The organism is Solwaraspora sp. WMMA2059, from assembly GCF_027497315.1.
Taxonomy (GTDB): Bacteria; Actinomycetota; Actinomycetes; order Mycobacteriales; family Micromonosporaceae; genus Micromonospora_E.
This window is the reverse complement of the sequence record NZ_CP114908.1, coordinates 4,875,019-4,896,006: the sequence shown is the minus strand read 5'-3', so window position 1 is coordinate 4,896,006 and position 20,988 is coordinate 4,875,019. Positions and strand designations below refer to the sequence as shown.

The following is a 20,988-nucleotide window of genomic DNA, read 5'->3' as shown; positions in this document are numbered from 1 at the left end:
TCCTGTGTGGCGCATACCACCGTGTGCTATCCACCAGGCGGCAGGCATTGGATTCCTCGACGAGGCCGCCGTTCACAACAGCGGAGTGCTCGTGATCGCCAGACTGCTACCGATCGTCTTCGCCGGCCTGATGCCCGGCTTCCTCCTCGGCCTGTTCGCGTTCCGGGTCAAGTCCCGGTGGTGCCCCCGTTGCGGGGCGACCACCGAGGAGATCCACCGGAGCATGCACCGATGACCGCGCCCGGCCGCCACCGCATCGCCGAACTACCCATCGGCCGGCGGATCGCCCAACTCCGCACCCGACGTGGCCTGACCCAGCAGGTCTTCGCCGACCGGATCGGCAAGTCCCACTCGTGGGTCGACAAGGTCGAACGCGGCATCCGCTCCCTCGACCGCATCTCCGTCGTCCACACCGTCGCCGCTGTCCTCGGCGTCACCCCCGAAACCATCCTCGGCCCCACCACCGGCCAGCCCGAACCCACCACCAACACCACGGCCGCCGCCGTCGAACACCTCCGCGCCGCCCTCGCCCGCTACGACACCCCCACCCCCGACCAACCCACACCGTCCGCCGAGGACCTGCGCCGCGGCATCCAGTACGCCCACAGCGCCTACCAGCACGCCCACTACCCGCAACTACTCCGCATGCTGCCCGACCTGCTCACCCACACCCGCTACACCACCACCAGCGACGCCCCCGACGCCGGGTACCTGCTCACCCGGGTCTACCGGCTCACCGCCCACCTGCTGACCAAACTCAACGAACCCCACCTCGCCTGGCTCGCCGCCGACCGCGCCATCGCCACCGCCAACGGCCACCCCCGGCACACCGCCGCAGCCGCCATCGCCCTCACCCAGGCACTCCGCGCCCTGCACCGCAGCACCCTCGCCACGCGAGCCGCGCTCACCGCCGTACCACTCATCACGCCGGCCACGACCGACCACCCGGCACCCGACGACCACGCCCTCGCCGGCACCCTGCTGATCGAAGCCGCCCTCGCCGCCGCCACCGGCAACGACCCCGCCACCGCACACCAGCTCACCGACCGCGCCGACAGACACGCAGCCACCATGAGCCACCACCAGCGGCGCCCCGACCACGGCGACACAACCACCGCCTTCGGGCCGACCACGGTCACGCTCGCCCGCGCCCACCTCGCCGCCGCCCTCGGCGACCCGCACCAGGCCATCACCCACCACCAGCGCGGCACCGCCGGTCACGGCTGGCGGGAGCTACCCGCCGAGCACCGTGCCGCGCACCTGATCGACGTCACCCGCGCCTACCTCGACACCGGCAACCCCACCGCCGCCGCCCGCGCCATCATCGCCGCCGACCAGATCGCCCCCGCCGAAACCCGCACCCGACCCACCGCCCACACCGTCGTCGCCACGCTCCTACGGGCCGGTCCCACCCCCGACCTGACCCGCCTCGCCACCACCATCGGCCTCACCCCACGACCCTGACCAGCCGGCTGCTGGACCGCGACTCCCTGTGAAGTGCTCGAAATTTGGCAGCTCGGTTGCTCAAATTTTGGTATCCGCACTTCTCGAATAGTGGTAGTTTCACCTCCTGGGATTCGGTACTTCATTGCTACGGAGGGGGCCAGGGTGCTGGAACCACTCGCCGGAATCGCGCAGCGGCGAGTCTCTGCGCTGCTCGATGACCTGCTCCGGGTGGAGCCGGTCATCGCCCTGCACGGCCCTCGCTCCGTTGGCAAGTCCACGGTCCTGCGCGCGCTCGCCGACCGGCACGGGGTCCCCGTTCTGGACCTGGACGAGTTGGGCATTCGCGACGCCGTGGTGGCCAACCCGCAGACAGCCGTCACTACGCCGGGCCTGCTCTGCGTGGACGAGTATCAGCATGCCCCGCAGATCCTCGACGCGTTGAAGGCTCGACTCAACCGCGAAGGCAGCCGGCCGGGTACCGCCGCGTTGACCGGGTCGACCCGCCAGGACGCGCTGCCCCGCACCGCGCAGGCACTCACCGGACGCCTGCACACCATGACAATCTGGCCCATGTCACAAGGAGAGATACGCGGCGTCCATGAAGATTTCCTGCCGGCGCTTCGCGCAGCGCCCGACGCGACCGTCGCAGCCAGGCCAGCGTCGACGACCACCCGGACGGAGTACGTTGATCGACTCTGCGCTGGAGGGTTCCCCCTGGCCCTGCGCCGCACAGGCCCCGCGCGCGACCGTTGGTTCGACGACTACGTCCGCCAGTCGCTGGAGCGCGATGCCATCGAGCTTGTCCGGGTACGTCAGCGCAGCATGCTGCGCGAGCTGCTGGGTCGACTGGCTGGAAGAACCGGGCAGGTACTCAACCTCACCAGCGCGTCCCAGGGCCTCGCAGGTGAGCGCAAGACCATCGAAGGCTACGTCCGCCTCCTCGAAGACCTCTTCCTCGTCGACCGACTTCCTGCTTGGGGTACGACGCTACGCGCGCGAGCCGCAGCATCACCGAAGGTGCATGTCGTCGACACCGGCGTGGCCGCCCGGCTGATGCGAGTCTCTCCCGCCAAACTCGCCACACTCGACCCGACCGCCTTGACGGAGTTCGGGCACCTTCTAGAGAGCTTCGTCGTCGGCGAGCTCCGCAAGCAGGCCTCCTGGCTTGACGAAAACGTAACTACGGGGCACTGGCGCACCTACGACGGCGACGAGGTCGACTACGTCATCGAGTTCGACGACGGCAGGGTCCTCGCGTTCGAAGTCAAGGCGAACGAACGCGTCGCGGGCGCCGACCTCAAAGGCCTCCGAGCGCTACGAGACGCACTCGGCGACAGGTTCATCGCCGGCGTGGCGTTCAGCACCGGACAACGCTCGTTCACCTACGAAGACCGCATTCACATCATGCCCGTCGACCGACTCTGGACACCTATCAGCGGCTACCTCACGCTGACGCGGTGATGGGGTGCGGGTCAGGCGATCGCGGCGATGGCGCCGTCGTCGAAGTAGATGGCCTGGTGAAGCCGGCCACCGAGCGCGGCGGCGTAGCGGGCGACGACATCCTGTCCGGAGATCTTGCCCTGTTCGATCTGGGAAACTCGGCCCTTGGTGACGCCCATCCGGTCGGCGACCTGTTGCTGGGTCAGGCCTCGGGCCTTGCGTACCTCGGCGAGGCGGTGCCCGACGACGGTGGCCAGCAGTTCCCGCTTGCCGGCCTCGACCGCCTCCTCACCGCCGGCCCGTTCGACATAGGCACTCCGGACGTCGCTCCAGCGCGTGTAGCTCGTCACGGCCTCACCTCCTGCATGGCACCTTCTCCTCGATCGATCTCGCAGCTGCCAGTCGCTCCAGCACCACGAGTGTCGGCACGGTCCCGCCAGCCTCGAACCGGGCCACCGCAGACTGCGTCATCCCTGACGCCGTTGCCAACTGCGTCTGACTCCAACCGCGACGCTCGCGCAGCTCACGCACCGAACGACCGAGCTCGAACGCCAACCGCGCCGCCTCGTACGCCTCAGCTGCGTCGGGCTCAGCCAACCGCCGCTCCCGCAGCACAGCCCAATCGCCACCCTCACCCATGGCTAGACCTCCTCTTCGCCCTCAACCTGGTGTGCCTCGTCGATGCACCGCGCCAGCGCCTGCCGTTCCCCGGTGCCGGGCCCTGCCTGTTCGACGGCGTGGACGTGGCCCCGGTCGCGCCGGAGTTGATCCGTTTCGGGGCGTCGGCGCGTGGCTCGGCCGGCTGGCTGGCTGCTAGAATATCTAGTGCGGGACGATCTCGATCTCCCGCACAGCCTTAGGGCCCGCCTCGCGGGCCCTTTGTGCATCTACCGAAAGTCTCGGGCCCAGAGCTGGCTCTGTCCCCGATCCCCGCTCGACGGAAACCAGCACAGCTCATGGTGTACTCGCGGCTGCAACCGCTTCCACATGGAGACTTTCGCCTTCCGTGACCGCTCGTCTGCTTCTTCGTGGGTGAACACACGGCGGTACAGAAGGGTGATTACGTCTGCGGCCTGCACCAGCCGGCTGGCATGACTGGGAGCAAAGTGCAAGGTGTCGACAATCCTCGTCAGTTTCCGACGGCGGTACCCGTTGGTGCCGACCTCTCGGTAAACCGACAGATCAGTCCGGTGTTTCGCTTGACCGTCGACTTCGTCAGCGATCACCAACGCATAGTCGCCATGCTCGATGGCGCACTCGTCGACCCGCTCCAACAGGTGTTGAAGCACTGCCGTATGCGGCGGGTCAGGGTGGGGGTAGCGGGCACGTTGCCCGACTACATCCATGGCTCGGGCGATGACCTTGACGTCTTGCGCGGCGACCGCTTCGATCACGTCATCGAACACACCGACCCGCGCTCGGACCGGAACTCCCGCCCAGTCGCCACCCGCGTGAAAGATCTCGTGCCCATGGAGTTCGACCTTTGCATCCAACTGATACGCCGCTGCCGCAGCGGCAGCAACCCGCTCCAGCTCGTCCGATAACGCAACTGCGTGTGCCACGAACGAGGAATGGTGATCGCGATGTAGGAGCGATGTCAGGAATCGATGCTGTGCAGGAGATGAAGGTTTGGCCCTTCGGAGTCGCCTTTCGGGAGGAGGCTTCAAACCACCACATGCTGCGTTGGCTGAAGACCGTCGTGGTGAGCGATGTGGAAAAGGCGCCGTGAGAGGTGTCAGGTAGGGACCGGGAAGATGAGTGAAACCGAACCGCTGTTGACGTGTCGTTACGTTTTAGGTGGCATCAGAACCGTGGTCCTTGCTGTTGGCTGCGGGATGAGTCTGGCGGGTGCCCGATGACTGGCCAGGCGGTGCTCGGCATGGAGGCGGCATGAGCCTGGTCTGCGGCTTCTGCATGGAACGTGGGAAGGCGTGTCTCGATACCGCCCCGGGTAGCCGGGCGAGAGGGAGTAGCCGAGCGGGATGTGCCCGCGAGGTGTGAGTACCGATGCGAGACGCGCTGGCGGACCGGCCCGTAGTAGTGACGAAGCCCTGGTAATCGGGGTGGAGCGAAGGGGCCGGGCCATCCGCAGTTGGTTCGTCTGGTCAACCAGAACGCATAACGGTCTGGGAGGAACTGTGAGGAGCGAGCTGACATTGTCAGAGAAACCGTTAGAGATTTCAAAGTGGGAAGTCTGGGAAGCGTACGAAAGAGTCAAGGCGAACAAGGGAGCACCCGGAGTCGACGACGTCAGCTTGGGGGAGTTCGAGAAGGATCTGAAAGGAAATCTGTACAAGATCTGGAATCGGATGTCCTCGGGCAGTTACTTCCCGCCTCCGGTGAAAGCGGTGCGGATACCGAAACCGCAGGGTGGGGTCAGAACACTCGGTGTGCCCACTGTGGGTGACCGGGTGGCGCAGACCGTGGTGGCCCGCAGGATCGAGGAGAAGGTCGAACCGATCTTCCACCCCGACTCCTACGGCTACCGGCCGCGACGGTCGGCGCTGGACGCGGTAGCGGCATGCCGGCAACGGTGCTGGCGCTACGACTGGGTCGTCGATCTGGACGTCCAGGCGTTCTTCGACAGCGTCGACCACGACCTCATGATCAAAGCGGTGGAGGCGAACACCGACCTGCCGTGGGTACTGCTGTACGTCAAACGGTGGCTCATCGCCCCGATGCAGCAGCCCGACGGTAGCCTGCAACCCCGAGACCGGGGAACCCCGCAAGGGTCCGCGGTCTCACCCGTGCTGGCGAACCTGTTCCTGCACTACGCGTTCGACACCTGGATGGCCCGGACGTTCCCGTCCGTGCCGTTCGAACGCTACGCCGACGACGCGGTGGTGCACTGCGCCAGCGAACGCCAGGCGTACCTGGTGCGCCAGGCGATCGAGGACAGGATGGTCGAGGTCGGGCTGCGCCTGCACCCGGACAAGACCAGGATCGTGTACTGCAAGGACACCAACCGGCGAGGCGCCCATCCGGACACCTCGTTCACGTTCCTCGGGTACACGTTCCGTCCTCGCGGGGCCAAAGATCGTCGAGGGGACGTGTTCACCGCGTTCCTCCCGGCGGTCAGCAAGGACGCTCTCAAAAGACTCAGCCGTACCGTCCGGCGATGGCAGATCCACCGCCGGTTGGACCTCAGCTGGGCCGAACTCGCCGAGATGATCAACCCCGTCGTACGCGGGTGGATGAGCTACTACGGGCGGTTCTACCGCTCCGAGCTCAACACTCTCCTGGCGCGCATCAACTCCTACCTGGTGCGTTGGATCCGCAAGAAGTACCGGCGGCTACGACCCCGACGCAAGGCCCGAGTCGTGTGGGAACGCATCATCGCGCAACACCCGCGCTACTTCGCGCACTGGGCCTGGGTCCGTAACCCTCTGATGATGGCCAGGGTGGTACGAGCGGAGTGACGGGAGACTGTCACGCTCCGTTCCGTGGGAGCCCGGAGGTGAGATCCCTCCGGGCGACCCGACCGCAGGCCCGTCGACGAGCAGTCCTGCCATGGCGAACCAGCGATCAGTGTACGACTCGTCAACATACGTCAGCAGCACCAGCCCCAACCTCCGCCCCGTTGCCCTCGATGCATGTCGCGACCTTCGCGTTGACGATGTTTACTACAGGTGCCCGCGACGCAGAGGCGAGAATACGACAACCAGACAGAGATCGCCAATGCGATCAGAAATACTCTCACAATTGCCGAGCAACTCTCGTGTTCCGATCCGGTTCCTCATCGACTCGCAAGATCCTTCACTGCCCGCGCCACGCTCGCCCTCGCGGACTCAGGGGCATGGGCAGCACCGAGGTGACTGTGCGGTAACCCCTACGCCGGTACGCTCCGGCGTTGGGTCCGGCCGGGAAACCGGGCCCGGTGCGGGATGGCGGCATGGCGATCTACCAGGAGATGCCCACCGGTCTTCGCGGGCATCTCGTCACCGACCGTGGCGTGCCGGAGTCCGATGTCGTGTTCGTCGGGCATTGGAAGCACGGCTACGTCAGCCTCTGATCGCGGGCCCGCGTCGTCGGTACCACCACCAACATCGCCGACGCACGCCCCGCGCCCGCCGAGCATCAGACACTGTGGAGCTTGCGGGGCACGTAGCCATCCGCGAGGGACCATGTGCCATCGGGTTGCGGTGCGTCATCGGATATGACTAATGTGCGCTGTCCTCTGTAAGCCATCGCGCTCATCCGCTGCTTCGACATTCCATGGGGGAAACCGCAGCATGCCCAGAATGACAGTCCTCGGCCGGTTCGCCGCCGGCTGCGCGGCCACCAGCCTGGCCGCCCTTTCGATCGCCGCCCCGGCGCAGGCCGTGGAGTCAGACGACATCGCCTGGGTCTCGCCGTTCATCGAGTACGTGACCAACATCGCGATGGACGCGACCACGCCGAAGCCGATCGAGATCACCATCAGCAACAGTGTGCCGACCGCCGCCGTCGACGTGTCGGTGACGATCGACGCGTCCACGGTGTCGGACGCGTTCCGGATCGATCTGCCCGGTGCCAGCCAGGGTTGCACGGTCGCCGGCAAGGTGGCCACCTGCACGCTCGACGAACTCGCCGGCGACTCGACGCACGTCTACCGGGTCGACGCCCTGCCGGGTGACCTGGACGTCCTGGAGTACTCGGGCGTCATCGAGGTCACCACCTCCGCCGCGAACATGCCCGAGGAGCAGCAGACCACCGGCAGGGTCCAGCTCACCGGGCCCGGGGTCGATCTCGTGGTCGGTGAGATCGACGACGTGACGCTGCAGCCGGGGGAGAGCACGAACGTGCCGGTCCGGGCCGCGAACGTCGGCACGGTGGCGGCCGCCGGCGTACAGGTGGTGCTGAGCACCGGCCTGGACCTCGAGCTGCCGGACCGGTACGACAACTGCGAGTACAACGCCGACTTCCTCGAGCTGACCTGCCAGATTCTCGGCGAGGTCGGCCCGGGTGAGGTGTTCACCCTGCACGAGGAGACCCCGCTGCGGGTCAGGGTCGGCGAGACCGCACCCGGCCCGTCCGAACGGATCGTCGTGGTGTCGGTGCTGCCGTTGGGTGACGACGAGGTCGCGGCCCTCGGCACGATGTCCGCCCGATCCGCCGGCAACGAGCTCCGCCTGGCCACCCTGGAGCCGCTGCCGGACCTCAACGACACCGACAACTGGACCGAATTCCTGGTCAATATTCCGAACCAGCCGGCCGACTCGGTGGCGATCGGCGCGACGGTGCAGGGGGCGGTCGGCGACGTGGTCGACATCGAGGTCGGCATGCGCAACGACGGCCCGGCCGACCTGATCCTGCCGGGCCAGGCCTGGGCCCCGTCCGCGGTGGTGACGCTGCCCGTCGGAGTCGAAGCGGTCGCCGTCGGTGACCGCTGCGCCCCGGTCGTTGACGGCAGCCCGGTCTGGGACGACCGCGGTCAGCCGAACGGCCTGGTCTACTTCTGCCGGCCCACGCACAGTCCGGTGGCGGGGGAGTCGTTCCACTACCCGTTCCAGGTGGAGATCGTCGGCGCGGCCGGTGCCGCCGGCTCGATCGTCATCGACGGCGGCGTGCAGGACCCGGACACCGACAACAACACCGCCGAGATCACCCTCGGCAGCGGCGGCGAAGGTGCCGGCGGCGGGCTGCCGGTGACCGGAGCCAACGCCGGGCTGCTGGCCGGCGTCGGCGCGGTCCTCGTCGTCGCAGGTGCGGTGGCCGTAGTGATGTTCCGTCGCCGTCGGATCGTCACCGTCGTCGACTGACATTCAGAGGAGCAGCCGACCGTACGCCGTCCAGCCGACCGTACGCCGTCCATCCGGACCCCGCCGGGATCGCCCGGCGGGGTCCGGATGCTGCCTGTCGCTGAGCGACGCGCCCCCGCGAGCAGCGTCCACGGCGGAAAACCGGGTCCCCGCCGTTGACGGCAGCCCTCTACTATGCGCCGCATGCCTGCCGCACCACCGCTCACCCTCACCACCGATCTCACCACCGGATACCCGGAGCTCGTCGAGCTGCGTGCCGCGCTCGACCAGGCGGACTGGGCCGCCGCGTCGCGGCTGTTCACCGGTCAGCCGCCCGCCGGACCGACCAGGCCGTCCGGCGTCGGCACCGAACTGATCTGGTACGCCAGCTCGGTCGACGCCGCCCACGACGTGGCCCGACGCCGACACGACGCCGACCCGACCGACGGTCCCGCCGCCGCGCTGCTCGGCGCCTGTCTGATCAAGCATGCCTGGGCGGTCCGCACCAGTTTGCGCGCCGAGCATGTCAGCCGCGACCAGTTCCGCGAGTTCCACCGGATCCTGCGCGACGCCGAACGGGTGCTCATCGACGCGACCGCGTACCACCCGGACAACTGCGCGGCCTGGACGTACCGCCTCGTCACCGCCCGGGGTCTGGAGCTGGGCCGGTCCGAGGCGCGTCGGCGCTACGACCGGCTCGCCGAGACCGACCCGCACCACCTCCCCGGGCAGCGGCAACTACTGCAGCAGTTGTGTCCGAAGTGGGGCGGTTCGTTCGAGCAGATGCACGCCTTCGCTCGGGAGGCGGCTGCCGCCGCGCCAGCGGGTGCGCTCAACGGCAGGCTGGTCGCCGAGGCCCACACCGAGCACTGGTTGGAGCTGGAAGGCCGGGCGCAGCGCGACTACTGCGCCGACCCGCAGGTGCGTCAGGAGCTGCGCGACGCCGCCGCCAGGTCGGTGCTGCATCCAGACGCGGAGCAGTCGTACGGGTGGGTGGAGGCGCACAACGCCTTCGCCATGATCTTCAGCGTTATCGGCGATCACGCCGCCGCCGCACCGCACTTCGCTGCGGTCGGCAACCTGGTCGCGGCCGATGCCTGGGCGTACCTCAAGGACCCGGTGGCGGCGTTCGGACGGTTCCGTACACTCGCGACGAAGGCGGCAGGTGAGGCCCGATGATCCGGCAACTCGACGTCGACGGGATCCCGGCGCTGCTGGCCCCGACCGGAGGGCCCACGCACGCCGGGCTGATGTTCCGGGTCGGCCAGGCCGACGAGACGCTGGCCCGGCGTGGCCTCACCCATCTGCTCGAACACCTCGTGCTGCATCCGCTCGGCGCCGCCGACTACCACTACAACGGCACCACCGGCAGCGTGGTGACCCACTTTCACCTGTCGGGCTCCGTCGACGACATCACCACCTTTCTGACCGGGGTGTGCAGGTCGTTGCGGGAACTGCCGGTGCACCGCCTGGACACCGAGAAGGCGATCCTGGACACCGAGTGGGCCGGCCGGCCGGCTGCCGCCACCGACCAGTTGCCGCTGTGGCGCTACGGCGCGCGTGACTACGGGCTGGGTGCGTATGCCGAGCTCGGATTGCCCGCGATCACCGCCGAGGACCTGCAGGAGTGGGCGGCCCGGTACTTCACCCGGGAGAACGCGGTCCTCTGGCTGGCGGGTGCCGAGTTGCCGCCGGATCTGCGGCTGGAGTTGCCGTCCGGGACCCGGATGCCGGCCCCTGCCGCCTCGTCGGCGCTGGCGGGTACGCCGGCGTTCTTCTACGGGCCGGGTCGGGCGACCGCGATGGACGCGGTGGTGCCCGCCGGGGCGGCCGCCCGGGTGCTCAGCGGTGTCGTCGAGCGGGAGCTGTTTCGGGCGCTGCGGCAGCGGGACGGCCTGTCATACACGACCGCCACCGACTACGAGCCACGAGGCGACGGCAACGCGGTGGTCACCGCCCTCGCGGACGCTCCCAACGGCAAGGAGGACGCGGTACTCGGTGGCTTCGTCGATGTACTGGCCAAGATCCGGGTGGGTCGGATCGACGAAGCGGACGTCGCCGCTGTCGTCGGTAAGGCCACCGAGGCGCTGTCCAGCGTGGAAGCGGACGGCGCGCGGCTGCCGTCGATCGCGTTCAACCTGCTCACCGGCCGGCCGGTGCGGTCCAGTGACGACCTGACCCGGCAGTTGAAGGAGGTCACCGTCGAGTCGGTGCATGCGGTGGCGACCACCGCGCACGCGTCGTCGCTGCTGATGACGCCCCGTGGCCGGGGTGCCGACTGGGCCGGTTTCACCCGGGCCGAGCCGGGCCTGGTGGGGTTGCTTCCCGGCACCAGCCACCGAGGGCTGGGCGGGCTGGACGGCCAACGGCTGATCGTCGGGGCGGAGGGGGTCAGCCTCGTCACCGGGTCCGGGCAGTCCGGGCAGGTGGTATCGGTGCGCTACGACCGTTGCGCGGCGATGCTGGCCTGGCCGGACGGTGGCCGTCAGCTCATCGGTGACGACGGCGTCAGTCTGCAGTTGGAACCGACGGTCTACGAGGGTGCCACCGCCGAGCTCGCCGATGCAGCAGTCCCGGTGCAGTCCCGGATCGACCTGCCGGCCCGGGACCCGGCGGAGATCCCGCAGCCGGAGACCGTCGCCGGTCCGGCCGGGCGGCATCCCCGGTCGGGCGTCGCCGGCAGCGGGGTGGTTGCCCGGTTCCGAAGCCTGGGCAGCGACCAGCAGTTGAAGGTCGGCGCACTGGGGCTGATTACGCTCGTCGTCGGGGTCGCCGTGCTCAGCCTGACCATCGCCATGATCGTCGGAGCGGTCGACTTCCGGGTGCTGAGCGCGCTCGGCAGTTGGATGATCGCCGGCTACCTGGGCCGGGCGTTTCTGAAGGCCTGGAACGAGGGCAGATGAGAGACCAAGTCTGAAATATCGCTTCGTGCGCGTATAGCACGATTTATCCTGACCATGCACCGGGCGTCGACCGAGATGGACTTCGTGGTCAGAGATGAACTTCGAGACAGCTGTCCTGATCATCGGTACGACGGTTGACGCCCTCGGTGTGCTGATCATCCTCACCGGCCTGGTCGTCGGCACGGTGCTCTACCTGCGAGGCGCGTTTCGTGAGCGGAACATGCGGGCGACCTACCGCCGGTACCGGCAGGACGTCGGCCGGGCGATCCTGCTCGGGCTGGAGTTTCTCGTCGCCGGGGACATCATCCGTACCGTGGCGATCTCGCCGACCTTCCAGAGCGTCGGCGTGCTGGCAATGATCGTCGCGGTGCGTACGTTCCTCAGCTTCTCCCTGGAGGTCGAGCTGGATGGCCGGTGGCCGTGGGGCCGGCGACGTCGCACCGGCGACGACGCCGCGGCGACGGGACGACAGGCATGACCTGCGGCGTCGTGGGTACGGGATGTGGTACGGCGAAATTCGGTGCCGCCCCCGGCGCAGACGACGTCCGTGAGGAGGAACGATGGCCGCCAAGCGGGAGAAGGCCGACAAGCACCAGCAGGCCGAGCAGATGCGCGACGACGTGCCCAGCACGATCGCCCGCTCCGACGACAAGGCCGTACGGACCTACAAGAAGACCCTGGAGTCGGCCGAGGAGAGTTACGGCGACCCGGCGCGGGCGCACCGCGCGGCGTACGCCTCGTTGAAACACAGCCACGAGAAGGTCGGCGACCACTGGCAGCCAAAGGACAGCCTGGGCCCGTCCGATCCGCAGGCGGCCCAGGGCACGCCCCAGTCGTTGCGCCGGCCCCGGGAGACCGCCCAGGGGGTCGACGCCAACGCCGGCAAAGGCCACCTCGACGACGTGGCGCGCCAGGTCGGCATTGACCACCCGCAGGACATGAACAAGGACGAACTGGTCAAGGAAATTGAGAAGGCGAACGCCCGGGCGACCGCGAAGGCCCGTAGGAAGTGACTGCCTGACTCACCTGAAACGTCAGCGACTGACCGCGTGACCCGGTCCCGGCTGTAGCCGGGACCGGGTCACGCGACCTTGCGGGTGGTCCGGGGGCTGCGGACCACCATCCCGGAATTCTTGCGGACCAGGCTCCAGCGTGTCCTCTCCCAGAATGCTGTTCCCTGCAGTTCGGTCGGCGATTGTGGGCAATATTCGGCAAGCGGTGCGGTGAATCTTGCCGTATCGGATTTCGCTGCCCATCGGGGCAAGGCAACACCAAAGAAGCGTGCCGGATCGGTACTTGTGATGCTCGTAGCGCGGCGGGCCTACCGGAGGCTGCACTGTCGAAATCCGGATTGTACGGCCGAGCGGCCAAGGTCAACTGCGCGCATTTTTCGTTGCCCGACCGGAAAGAGGGAACTGAGATGATGGTGCTGGAAACCGTGAACCTCGAGATGGACGGCCCGGTGGCCACCATCTACATGAACCGCCCGGCCAAGAAGAACGCCATGAACCCGCAGATGCACCGGGACATGAACCAGGCCCTCGACACGATCGAGGCGGCCGGCAACGTCAAGGCGGTCGTGGTGACCGGCGTCGGCGACAGCTTCAGCGCCGGGATGGACCTCGAGGAGTGCTTCCTGCAGCCGTTCGACGACCCGCAGCTGTTCTACCGGACCAACCTGATCGCGTTGACCTGGTTCAAGCGGCTCAAGGCGTTCCCGGCGGTGACCATCGCCAAGGTCAACGGGTTCGCGTTCGGCGGCGGCCTGCTGGTCACCGGCCTTTGCGACCTGGCGGTGACGTCGGAGACCGCACTGTTCGGCCTGTCGGAAATCAACTTCGGGATCTTCCCGGCCGGCGGCGCCACCTGGGCGGCCACCCACAACCTGCCCCGCAAGCAGGCGCTCTACTACATCCTGACCGGCGACACCATGACCGGCCAGCAGGCACAGGAGTACGGCCTGGTCAACAAGGCGGTGCCGGCCGACCAGCTGGACGCCGAGACCGACCGGATCGTGCGGAAGATCGCCAAGAAGAACCCGATCACCCTGGAACTGGCCAAGCAGGTCTACGAGCGCACCACCACCATGGACCTGCCGACTGCCATCGACTACGACCAGGCCAAGCTCTGGGAGCTGTCCCGGCTCAGCGGCAACGAATGGGTCAACGTCGCGCTGAAGCAGTTCGAGAAGCGCGCCTACCAGCCGGGGCTGAGCACCTACAGCCGCGCGGAGGCGAAGTCGTGACCACCACCACTCCGACGCCGACGACCGTCGACATCCCGGACCTGTCGCTGCCGGCGTTCGTGCTGCAGCGCGCCGAGCAGTACGGCGACCGTACGGCACTGGTCGACGTGGCCGGTGGCGACGGCTACACGTACCGCCAGCTGGCCTCGATGGTGCGTCGGCTGGCCGCCGGGCTGCACGCCCGTGGCTTCCGCCGGGGCGACGTGCTGGCGATGCTCGCGCCGAACGTGCCCGAGTACCCGATCGTGGTGCTCGCCGCCTCGCTGGCCGGCGGCACGGTCGTCGTGCTCAACCCGATCGACACGCCCGACGATCTGGCCGGCCACCTCACCGACGCCGGCGCGAAGCTGTTGGTGACCGTACCGTCCGAGGTGCCCAAGGCGGCGGCGCTGGCCGCCCGTACCAAGGTCGAGGAGATCGTGGTGATGGGCGCGGCGGACGGCGCGACGTCGCTGTCGGAGCTGCTCAGTGACGACCCGGCGCCGGAGGTGGCCATCGACCCGGCGAGTGACGTCGCGGCGCTGCTGCACTCCAGCGGCAGCACCGGACGCCCCAAGGGGGTGATGCTGACGCACCGCAACATCGTCGCGACCGTGCTGCAGACCAGGACGGTCACGCCGCTCGGCGCGGACGAGAAGGTGCTCGCCATGCCGCCGTTCCACCACGCGTTCGGTCTGATCATGGTGATGAGCGCCAGCCTGTTGCAGGGCGCGACGATCGTGACGATGCCGCGGTTCGACCCGGAAGGGTACGTCAAGGCGATCCACGACCACCGGATCACCCGCCTCTACATTGTCCCCACGCTCGCCGTGCTGCTGGCCCGGAGCCCGCTGCCGGACCGGTACGACCTGTCGTCGGTCCGGTCGATCGTCTCCGGCGGCGCCGCGCTCGACCCCGAGATCGCCCGGCTCTGCCGGGAACGTCTCGGTTGTCACATCGCCCAGGGGTACGGCCTCACCGAGGCGATGACGTCGTTCATGCAGCTCGAGGAGCCGTTGGTGCCCGCGTCGGTGGGCCGCACGGCGCCCAATGTCGAGTGCCGGATCGTCGACGTGACCACTGGGGCGCAGCTCGGTGCGCACCAGCGGGGCGAGATTCTGATCCGGGGTCCGCACGTGATGAAGGGGTACCTCAACGCCGCCGAGGTGACCAGCAAGGTGCTCCGGCCGGACGGGTTCATGCACACCGGTGACCTCGGCTACCTCGACGACGACGGCGAGTTGTTCCTGGTCGACCGGATCAAGGAGCTCATCAAGTACAAGGGCCAGCAGGTCTCCCCGGTCGAGCTCGAAGCGGTCCTGATGACCCACCCGAAGGTGGCGGACGCGGCGGTCATCGGCGTGCCGGACGAGGAGGCCAGCGAGATCCCGAAGGCCTTCGTGGTCGCCAAGGAGCCGACCACCGAGCAGGAGCTCATGGCGTTCGTCGCCGAACAGGTGGCGCCGTACAAGAAGATCCGGCAGATCGAGTTCATCGAGCAGATTCCCCGGACCCCGGTGGGCAAGATCGAGCGGCGTCGGCTGAAGGAGCGGACGTTCAGCTCGTAGTCCGCGCCGGGCAAGCGGGGAGAAGTACCGGCGACCAGTTCCCTGTCATTCTGGCCATGGATGGTTCCGGCCGAAGTTCTGAGGAGATCTGATGAACCCTCCGCAAGTTGTCTCCAGAGAAGAATGGCTGGCGGCACGCACAGCGCTGCTGGAGAAAGAGAAGGAAGTCACCAAGGCGCGGGACATGATTGCCCAAGAGCGCCGCGATCTCCCGATGGTCAAGGTGGAGAAGGAATACCTCTTCGAGGGGCCGAACGGTACGCTGACGCTGCTCGACCTGTTCGAGGGGCGCCGCCAGCTCGTCGTGCGGCACTTCATGTACGCCCCGGGCGACAAGGAGGGATGCATCGGCTGCTCGATGCAGGCTGACAGCGTCGGCGAGCTGTCGCACATGTGGGCCCGGGACACCACCTTCGTGATGATCTCGCGGGCTCCGCTGGCCGACTTCCAGGCGTTCAAGGCCCGGATGGGCTGGGAGATCCCCTGGTACTCGTCGTTCGGCAGCGACTTCAACTACGACTACGAGGTCTCCACCGAGCAGGGCGAGTCGCCCGGCGTCAGCGCATTCTACCGCGACGGTGACGACGTCTACTTCACCTACTCGATCTTCGACCGGGGTGGTGAGATCTTCAAAAACTTCTACAACTACCTGGACATCACCCACCTCGGCCGGCGCGAGGACGAGCTCGAGCACCCGTGGGACTGGTGGCGTCACAAGGACCGGTACGACGCGGAGAACGCGGCGGTGCCGGGCGCCAACTGGTGGAACGGCACCAGGTTCCAAAAGTAGCCCTGATCCGGGCGGGACGGCTCCGGCTTCTGGCGAATCTGTGGATTCGCCAGAAGCCGGAGCCGTAGGCCTGTCCGGCCGTCCCGCGTCGGACCGGCCACCACCCACCGGCCGGTGGGGCGTCGGGCCGGAGCAACCATCCAGCATCCACCCATCATCAACACAGTGGAGGAACCATGAGTGACATGTCGGGCCGGACCACGATCGTGGTCGGGGCGAGCCGCGGCCTGGGCCACGGGGTCGCCACCGCCTTCGCCGACGCCGGTGCGCCGGTGATCGCGGTGGCCCGTACCGCGATGGACTTCCCGGTGCCGGCCAACGGCGCCGGGTCGATCCAACCCGAGATCGCCGACGCCGGCGAGGCCACCGTCCCGGCCACCCTGATCGACCAGTACGAGCCCGAGGCCGTGGTCCTGGTCGCCGGGGCCACTCCGCACATGCGTGCGCTGCAGGAGCAGACCTGGGAGACGTTCTCGGTCAACTGGGAGACCGACGTGCGGATCACCTTCCACTGGCTGCGCGAGGTGCTGCTCAAGCCGCTGCGTCCCGGCAGCCGGGTGATCGTGGTCAGCAGCGGTGCCGTGCTCGGCGGATCGCCGCTCAGCGGCGGCTACGCCGGTGCCAAGGCGACTCAGCGCTACATCACCGGCTACGCCCAGGACGAGGCGAAGCGGGCCGGCCTGGACATCACCTTCACCACGGTGCTGCCGAGGTTCGCGCCGATGACCGGGGTGGGCCTGCCCGCCGTACGGGCGTACGCGGCCCGCGCCGGCAAGTCGACCGAGGAGTTCGTCAACCGGATCGGGCCGCCGCTGACCCCGCAGATCGCCGGTGCCGCGATGGTGGACCTGGTCCGGGCGGACGCCGCGACGGTCGCGCCGGGCTACGAGCTCACCGGGGCCGGGCTGCAGAAGCTGTCCTGATCCCGTACCGACGGTGATGCCCCGCGGGTAGCGTGCTACCCGCGGGGCATGTCGTGTCACCCCGGTCGGTGCCGGCGGTCAGGAGGCCGTCAGCCAGTCGGCGAGCCGCTCACCGATCATGATCGAGGTCAGGTTGGTGTTGCAGTTGACGATCGACGGCATGACCGAGGCGTCGCCCACGTACAGATTGTCCGTGCCGTGCACCCGCAGCCCTTCGTCGACGACGGCGTCGGCGTCGTCGGCGGTGCCCATCCGGGTGGTGCCGACCGGGTGGTAGCCGCTGTCCAGGCTGAGCCGGACGTAGTGGCCGAGGATGTCGTCGTCGGAGACCATCTCCTCGCCGAGGACGACGAACCGGTCGCCGCGGTCGACGATGCCCGGGGTCTGCATCAGCTGCCAGCAGGTGCGGACCGCGTCGACCAGGATCTTGATGTCCTGCTCGGTGGCAAGGAAGTTCAGGTCGATGTCCGGCGGTGACGTCGGGTCGGCCGAGGCGAGCACCAGGCGTCCCCTCGACTGCGGCCGCTGGTGCACCACCATCACCCCGAAGATCGTCTTCGCCGCGGCGAGCATCTGCAGCTCGGGGAAGAGCGTCAGATCGAAGTGATTGATCATGTAGTACTGCAGGTCGTTGAACTCGTCCGAGCCCGGTGCGGTGGTGCGCACCATGGTCTGCAGGAATGCGTCCTGCGGGTCGAACGTGCCCTCCTTCGGCACCATGAACGCGCCGGTGCGCGGGTGGTCGATCAGGGTGCCGCCGACCCCGGGGCGGTCGAGGAGCACGTCGATGCCGAGCCGGCGCAGATCGCTGGCCGGACCGATGCCCGAGCGCATCAGGATCGTCGGCGAGTTGACCGCTCCGGCGGCCAGCACGACGTTGCGGGCGTGGATCTCCTCGGTGCCGCCGGCCGGGTTGGTGACCTCCACGCCGTGCGCCCGGGTCCCGGTGAACAGCACCCGGTTGACCTGCGCGCCGGAGTAGATGGTCAGGTTCGCCCGGCCGCGGGCCATGCCCAGGTAGCCCATCGCGGTGGAGAACCGGGTACGGGTGTCGTTGCGGTTCGACGGGATGGGACCGACCCCGGTGGCCTCGGGGTGGTTGTGGTCCTCCACGTCGGGGAAGCCGGCCTTGAGAGCGGCCTCGTGGAAGACGTGCTGCACCGGGGCCAGCTCGTCGGGCCGCCACCGGCGGATCGGGATCGGACCGCCCTGACCGTGGTACTCATTGTCGAAGTCCAGGTCGTTCTCGAGTCGCTTGTAGTACGGCAGGACCTCGTTCCAGGCCCACGCCGGATTGCCCATCGACGCCCATTCGTCGAAGTTGTTCGGCGTGCCACGCAGGGCGATGGTCGCGCCGACCGCAGACGATCCACCGGTCAGTTTCCCGCGCGGGAAGATGATGCGCCGGCGGTCGGTGATTTCGGCCTTGAAGCGCCAGTCGTACGTGGACATCGACATGGCACTGCCGTCGAGGATCTCGTCCGGTGTCTCGGCGACGGTGGCGTAGTCCGGACCCGCCTCCAGCAGCAGTACCCTGCGCTGCGGGTCCTCGCTCAGGCGGGCGGCGAGTGCGGCTCCGGCGGACCCGGCTCCGACCACCAGATAATCGAATTCGTTCATCAGCGGCGTCCTTCGGCAGTGTCGAGTTGGCGATCCTGGGCGTTTTCGCAGGGCTGGATGCGCATCCATCGCAGGGACCTTCACGTCCCCCGATGAGCATCACATTTGCCAATTCGTGGTGCTTCTCCGCCGTTGCTCAGGGTGTTACTTCTCCGGTATTGCTCAGGGCGCTGTCTTTCTGGCTCGCCGACGCAGACGCCGACGCAGGTGCCGACGCCGACGCCGGCCGTGGCGGTCGGCGGCGGCGGGCCCGAGCCAGCGAGATCATGGTGGCTTCGTGTTTGTCGCCGGCGCCCACCATCAGCGAGCGCAACTGGGTCTCGAAGCACAGGTCGGCGTCGTACGGGTCGATCAGGTAGCCGCCGAGTTCGAGGGCGACCAGACCGTGCAACGCGATCCACATGGTCTGCCCGACGAGCAGCGGATCGGCCGGTCGGAACCGGCCCTGCTCAATGGCCCGGGACACGGCGTCGACCAGCGGCTCCAGGGTGTACCGGCCGTGCTGGCGGTCACCCTCGCCGAGGGCGAACCCGCCGAGTGCCGAACTGCCGAACATGACCAGGTAGAGCTGCGGGTGGTCGAGGGCGTTGGCGCGGTACGCGTACCCGAGCGCCATCACGTCGGCCACGGCGTCGTTGGTGGCCCGGACGGTCGCCATCCGCCGGTGCAGCCGGGCGAAGCCCTCGTGCACCATCGCCCGGACCAGGTTGTCCATCCCGCCGTAGTAGGTGTAGACGACGGTGGTCGACGTGCCGACCTCGGCGGCCAGCCGGCGGGTGGTCAGCGCGGCCGTGCCCCCTTCGGCCAGCAGCCGCGCGGCTGCTTCGAGCAGGGCGGCGGCCAGCTGCGGATCGACCCGGCGCGGACTCACATTGACATGATCTCACGCCCGGCGTACCGTCGAGACATAACGTTGTTACGTAACTGCGAAACGTAACGCTGGTGCGTAACGATGCCGTCCAGGTCGCGTACGGCCGGTGGAGGCCCCCGATGAGCGTCGTCACCCACTCACCCCTGACTCCCGCGACCGTCCGCCGGGACAACCGGCGTCCCGTCGCTCACGAGACGACCGGCACCGACCTGGTCGTCAGCGGTCGGTTGCCCGCCGAGCTCGACGGCTGCCTGGTCCGGATCGGCCCCAACCCGACCCGATCCGACCCGCGGGCCCACCCGCTGGTCGGCGACGGCATGGTGCACGGTGTGCGACTGCGGCACGGTCGGGCGCTGTGGTACCGCAACCGGTGGGTACGCAGCGACAGCGTCGCCCGTACCCGCGGTGAACTCCCCATCCCCGGCCCCCGGCACGGGCTGAGCGACAACGCCAACGCCAACGTGATCCGGCACGCCGGCCGTACCCTCGCGCTCGGCGAAGCCGGCGTCCTGCCGATCGAGCTCGACGGCGAGCTCGACTCGGTGGCCCGGATGGACTTCGACGCGACCCTGCCGCACGGCTTCACCGCGCACGCCGAGACCGACCCGGTCACCGGGGAGCTGTTCGCCGTCGCCTACTACCACGACCTGCCCTACGTCGAACACCTGGTCGTCGGCGTGGACGGCCGGGTGCGGCACAGCACCCGGATCGAGGTGGCCGGCACTCCGCTGATGCACTCGGTGGCCCTGACCGACCGGCACACCGTGCTGTTCGACCTGCCGGTCGCCTTCGACCCGGCTCTGGCCCACGCCGGATCCCGGTTCCCGTACGCCTGGTCCGCTGGTCGGCCGGCCCGGATCGGCCTGCTGCCCCGGGCCGCCGCCGGGCCGGCCGTGCGCTGGTTCGAGGTCGATCCGTGTTACGTCTTCCACCCGGTGAACGCCTACGAGACCGCCGACCGGTGCGTAATCGACGTCGTACGGCACGAGCGGGTCTTCGACCGGGACCGCCGGACACCCGGTGAGTGCGCCCCGACGCTGTGGCGCTGGACCCTCGACCTGACCAGCGGGTCCGTCGCGGCCGAACAGCTCGACGACATTCCGCAGGAGTTCCCGCGCATCGACGACCGGCGCAAGACGACCCCCTACCGGTACGCGTACACGGTGGCGATGCAGGACGGTACCGGCACGCTGGGCGGCTCGGCGCTGCTGCGGCACGATCTGGACGGCAGGGACGTGGCGGTGCACGACTTCGGGCCGTACCGGGAGGCGGGGGAGGCCGTCTTCGTGCCGCGTGGCCCGGTCGGCGCAGAGGATGACGGCTGGCTGCTCACCTATGTGTACGACGCCCGGGTCGACCGCAGCAGCCTGGTGGTGCTCGACGCCGCCGACTTCACCGGTGAGCCGGTGGCCGTGGTGCACCTGCCGGTACGGGTGCCCAGCGGCTTCCACGCCAACTGGATCGCCGGCTGAACATGCCCAAC

Annotated in this window: 19 protein-coding genes; 14 read left to right on the top strand and 5 right to left on the bottom strand. The window is 68.5% G+C overall.

Features of this window, described 5'->3' with window-relative positions; all coding sequences use genetic code 11:
• The first annotated feature begins 91 nt into the window (after positions 1-91).
• The 3 genes from O7553_RS22385 (at position 92) to O7553_RS22375 (ending at position 2,907) form a co-directional block, all read left to right on the top strand.
• Positions 92-235 carry a hypothetical protein gene (locus tag O7553_RS22385; protein WP_281551641.1) on the top strand — a complete coding sequence of 48 codons (144 nt, stop codon included), beginning with the start codon at positions 92-94 and terminating at the stop codon, positions 233-235.
• On the top strand, positions 232-1,464 hold the full coding sequence (locus O7553_RS22380; RefSeq protein WP_281551640.1) for a helix-turn-helix domain-containing protein: 1,233 nt from the start codon (positions 232-234) through the stop codon (positions 1,462-1,464). The genes O7553_RS22385 and O7553_RS22380 overlap by 4 nt, the downstream gene beginning before the upstream one ends.
• Before the next feature lie 144 nt (positions 1,465-1,608).
• A complete protein-coding gene (locus O7553_RS22375; RefSeq protein ID WP_281551639.1) occupies positions 1,609-2,907 on the top strand; it encodes an ATP-binding protein in 1,299 nt (432 codons plus the stop codon).
• Positions 2,908-2,918: 11 nt separating this feature from the next.
• Here the strand turns inward: O7553_RS22375 and O7553_RS22370 are convergent, their stop codons facing one another.
• The 3 genes from O7553_RS22370 to O7553_RS22360 form a co-directional block, all read right to left on the bottom strand.
• Positions 2,919-3,236, bottom strand: a complete 318-nt coding sequence (locus O7553_RS22370; RefSeq protein ID WP_281551638.1) for a helix-turn-helix transcriptional regulator — start codon at positions 3,234-3,236, stop codon at positions 2,919-2,921.
• A gap of 4 nt (positions 3,237-3,240) precedes the next feature.
• Positions 3,241-3,525 (bottom strand): helix-turn-helix transcriptional regulator, encoded by a 285-nt coding sequence (locus O7553_RS22365; RefSeq protein ID WP_281551637.1) that lies wholly within the window; start codon positions 3,523-3,525, stop codon positions 3,241-3,243.
• 248 nt (positions 3,526-3,773) lie between these two features.
• Entirely contained in the window at positions 3,774-4,448 is a 675-nt protein-coding gene (locus tag O7553_RS22360) for a DUF3800 domain-containing protein (RefSeq protein WP_281551636.1), read from the bottom strand.
• 420 nt (positions 4,449-4,868) lie between these two features.
• Here O7553_RS22360 and ltrA point away from each other — a divergent pair, with 420 nt between their 5' ends.
• The 10 genes from ltrA (at position 4,869) to O7553_RS22310 (ending at position 17,014) form a co-directional block, all read left to right on the top strand.
• The gene (ltrA, locus tag O7553_RS22355; protein WP_281551635.1) at positions 4,869-6,305 is read left to right on the top strand and encodes a group II intron reverse transcriptase/maturase; all 1,437 of its coding nucleotides are present in this window, start codon (positions 4,869-4,871) and stop codon (positions 6,303-6,305) included.
• Positions 6,306-7,127: 822 nt separating this feature from the next.
• Positions 7,128-8,627 (top strand): hypothetical protein, encoded by a 1,500-nt coding sequence (locus O7553_RS22350; protein WP_281551634.1) that lies wholly within the window; start codon positions 7,128-7,130, stop codon positions 8,625-8,627.
• Between the two features lie 183 nt (positions 8,628-8,810).
• Positions 8,811-9,785: a hypothetical protein gene (locus O7553_RS22345; protein ID WP_281551633.1), complete on the top strand. Its 975-nt coding sequence runs from the start codon at positions 8,811-8,813 to the stop codon at positions 9,783-9,785.
• Complete coding sequence (locus O7553_RS22340; RefSeq protein ID WP_281551632.1) at positions 9,782-11,509, top strand: insulinase family protein; 1,728 nt, start codon at positions 9,782-9,784, stop codon at positions 11,507-11,509. Before O7553_RS22345 ends, O7553_RS22340 begins: the two co-directional genes overlap by 4 nt.
• Positions 11,510-11,603: 94 nt before the next feature.
• Entirely contained in the window at positions 11,604-11,987 is a 384-nt protein-coding gene (locus O7553_RS22335; protein WP_281551631.1) for a DUF1622 domain-containing protein, read from the top strand.
• Positions 11,988-12,069: 82 nt separating this feature from the next.
• Positions 12,070-12,522 (top strand): ChaB family protein, encoded by a 453-nt coding sequence (locus tag O7553_RS22330; protein WP_281551630.1) that lies wholly within the window; start codon positions 12,070-12,072, stop codon positions 12,520-12,522.
• A 407-nt stretch (positions 12,523-12,929) separates the two neighbouring features.
• On the top strand, positions 12,930-13,754 hold the full coding sequence (locus O7553_RS22325; protein WP_281551629.1) for a p-hydroxycinnamoyl CoA hydratase/lyase: 825 nt from the start codon (positions 12,930-12,932) through the stop codon (positions 13,752-13,754).
• Positions 13,751-15,301 (top strand): AMP-binding protein, encoded by a 1,551-nt coding sequence (locus tag O7553_RS22320; RefSeq protein WP_281551628.1) that lies wholly within the window; start codon positions 13,751-13,753, stop codon positions 15,299-15,301. Before O7553_RS22325 ends, O7553_RS22320 begins: the two co-directional genes overlap by 4 nt.
• A 91-nt stretch (positions 15,302-15,392) precedes the next feature.
• Positions 15,393-16,091 carry a DUF899 domain-containing protein gene (locus tag O7553_RS22315; protein WP_281551627.1) on the top strand — a complete coding sequence of 233 codons (699 nt, stop codon included), beginning with the start codon at positions 15,393-15,395 and terminating at the stop codon, positions 16,089-16,091.
• 176 nt (positions 16,092-16,267) lie between these two features.
• On the top strand, positions 16,268-17,014 hold the full coding sequence (locus O7553_RS22310; RefSeq protein WP_281551626.1) for an SDR family oxidoreductase: 747 nt from the start codon (positions 16,268-16,270) through the stop codon (positions 17,012-17,014).
• 78 nt (positions 17,015-17,092) lie between these two features.
• Here the strand turns inward: O7553_RS22310 and O7553_RS22305 are convergent, their stop codons facing one another.
• Both O7553_RS22305 and O7553_RS22300 read right to left on the bottom strand, forming a co-directional pair.
• Positions 17,093-18,634 carry a GMC family oxidoreductase N-terminal domain-containing protein gene (locus O7553_RS22305; protein ID WP_281551625.1) on the bottom strand — a complete coding sequence of 514 codons (1,542 nt, stop codon included), beginning with the start codon at positions 18,632-18,634 and terminating at the stop codon, positions 17,093-17,095.
• A gap of 136 nt (positions 18,635-18,770) precedes the next feature.
• Positions 18,771-19,505 (bottom strand): TetR-like C-terminal domain-containing protein, encoded by a 735-nt coding sequence (locus O7553_RS22300; protein ID WP_281551624.1) that lies wholly within the window; start codon positions 19,503-19,505, stop codon positions 18,771-18,773.
• A 119-nt stretch (positions 19,506-19,624) separates the two neighbouring features.
• Between O7553_RS22300 and O7553_RS22295 the strand changes: the two genes are divergently transcribed.
• On the top strand, positions 19,625-20,977 hold the full coding sequence (locus O7553_RS22295) for a carotenoid oxygenase family protein (RefSeq protein WP_281551623.1): 1,353 nt from the start codon (positions 19,625-19,627) through the stop codon (positions 20,975-20,977).
• Positions 20,978-20,988 lie beyond the last annotated feature (11 nt).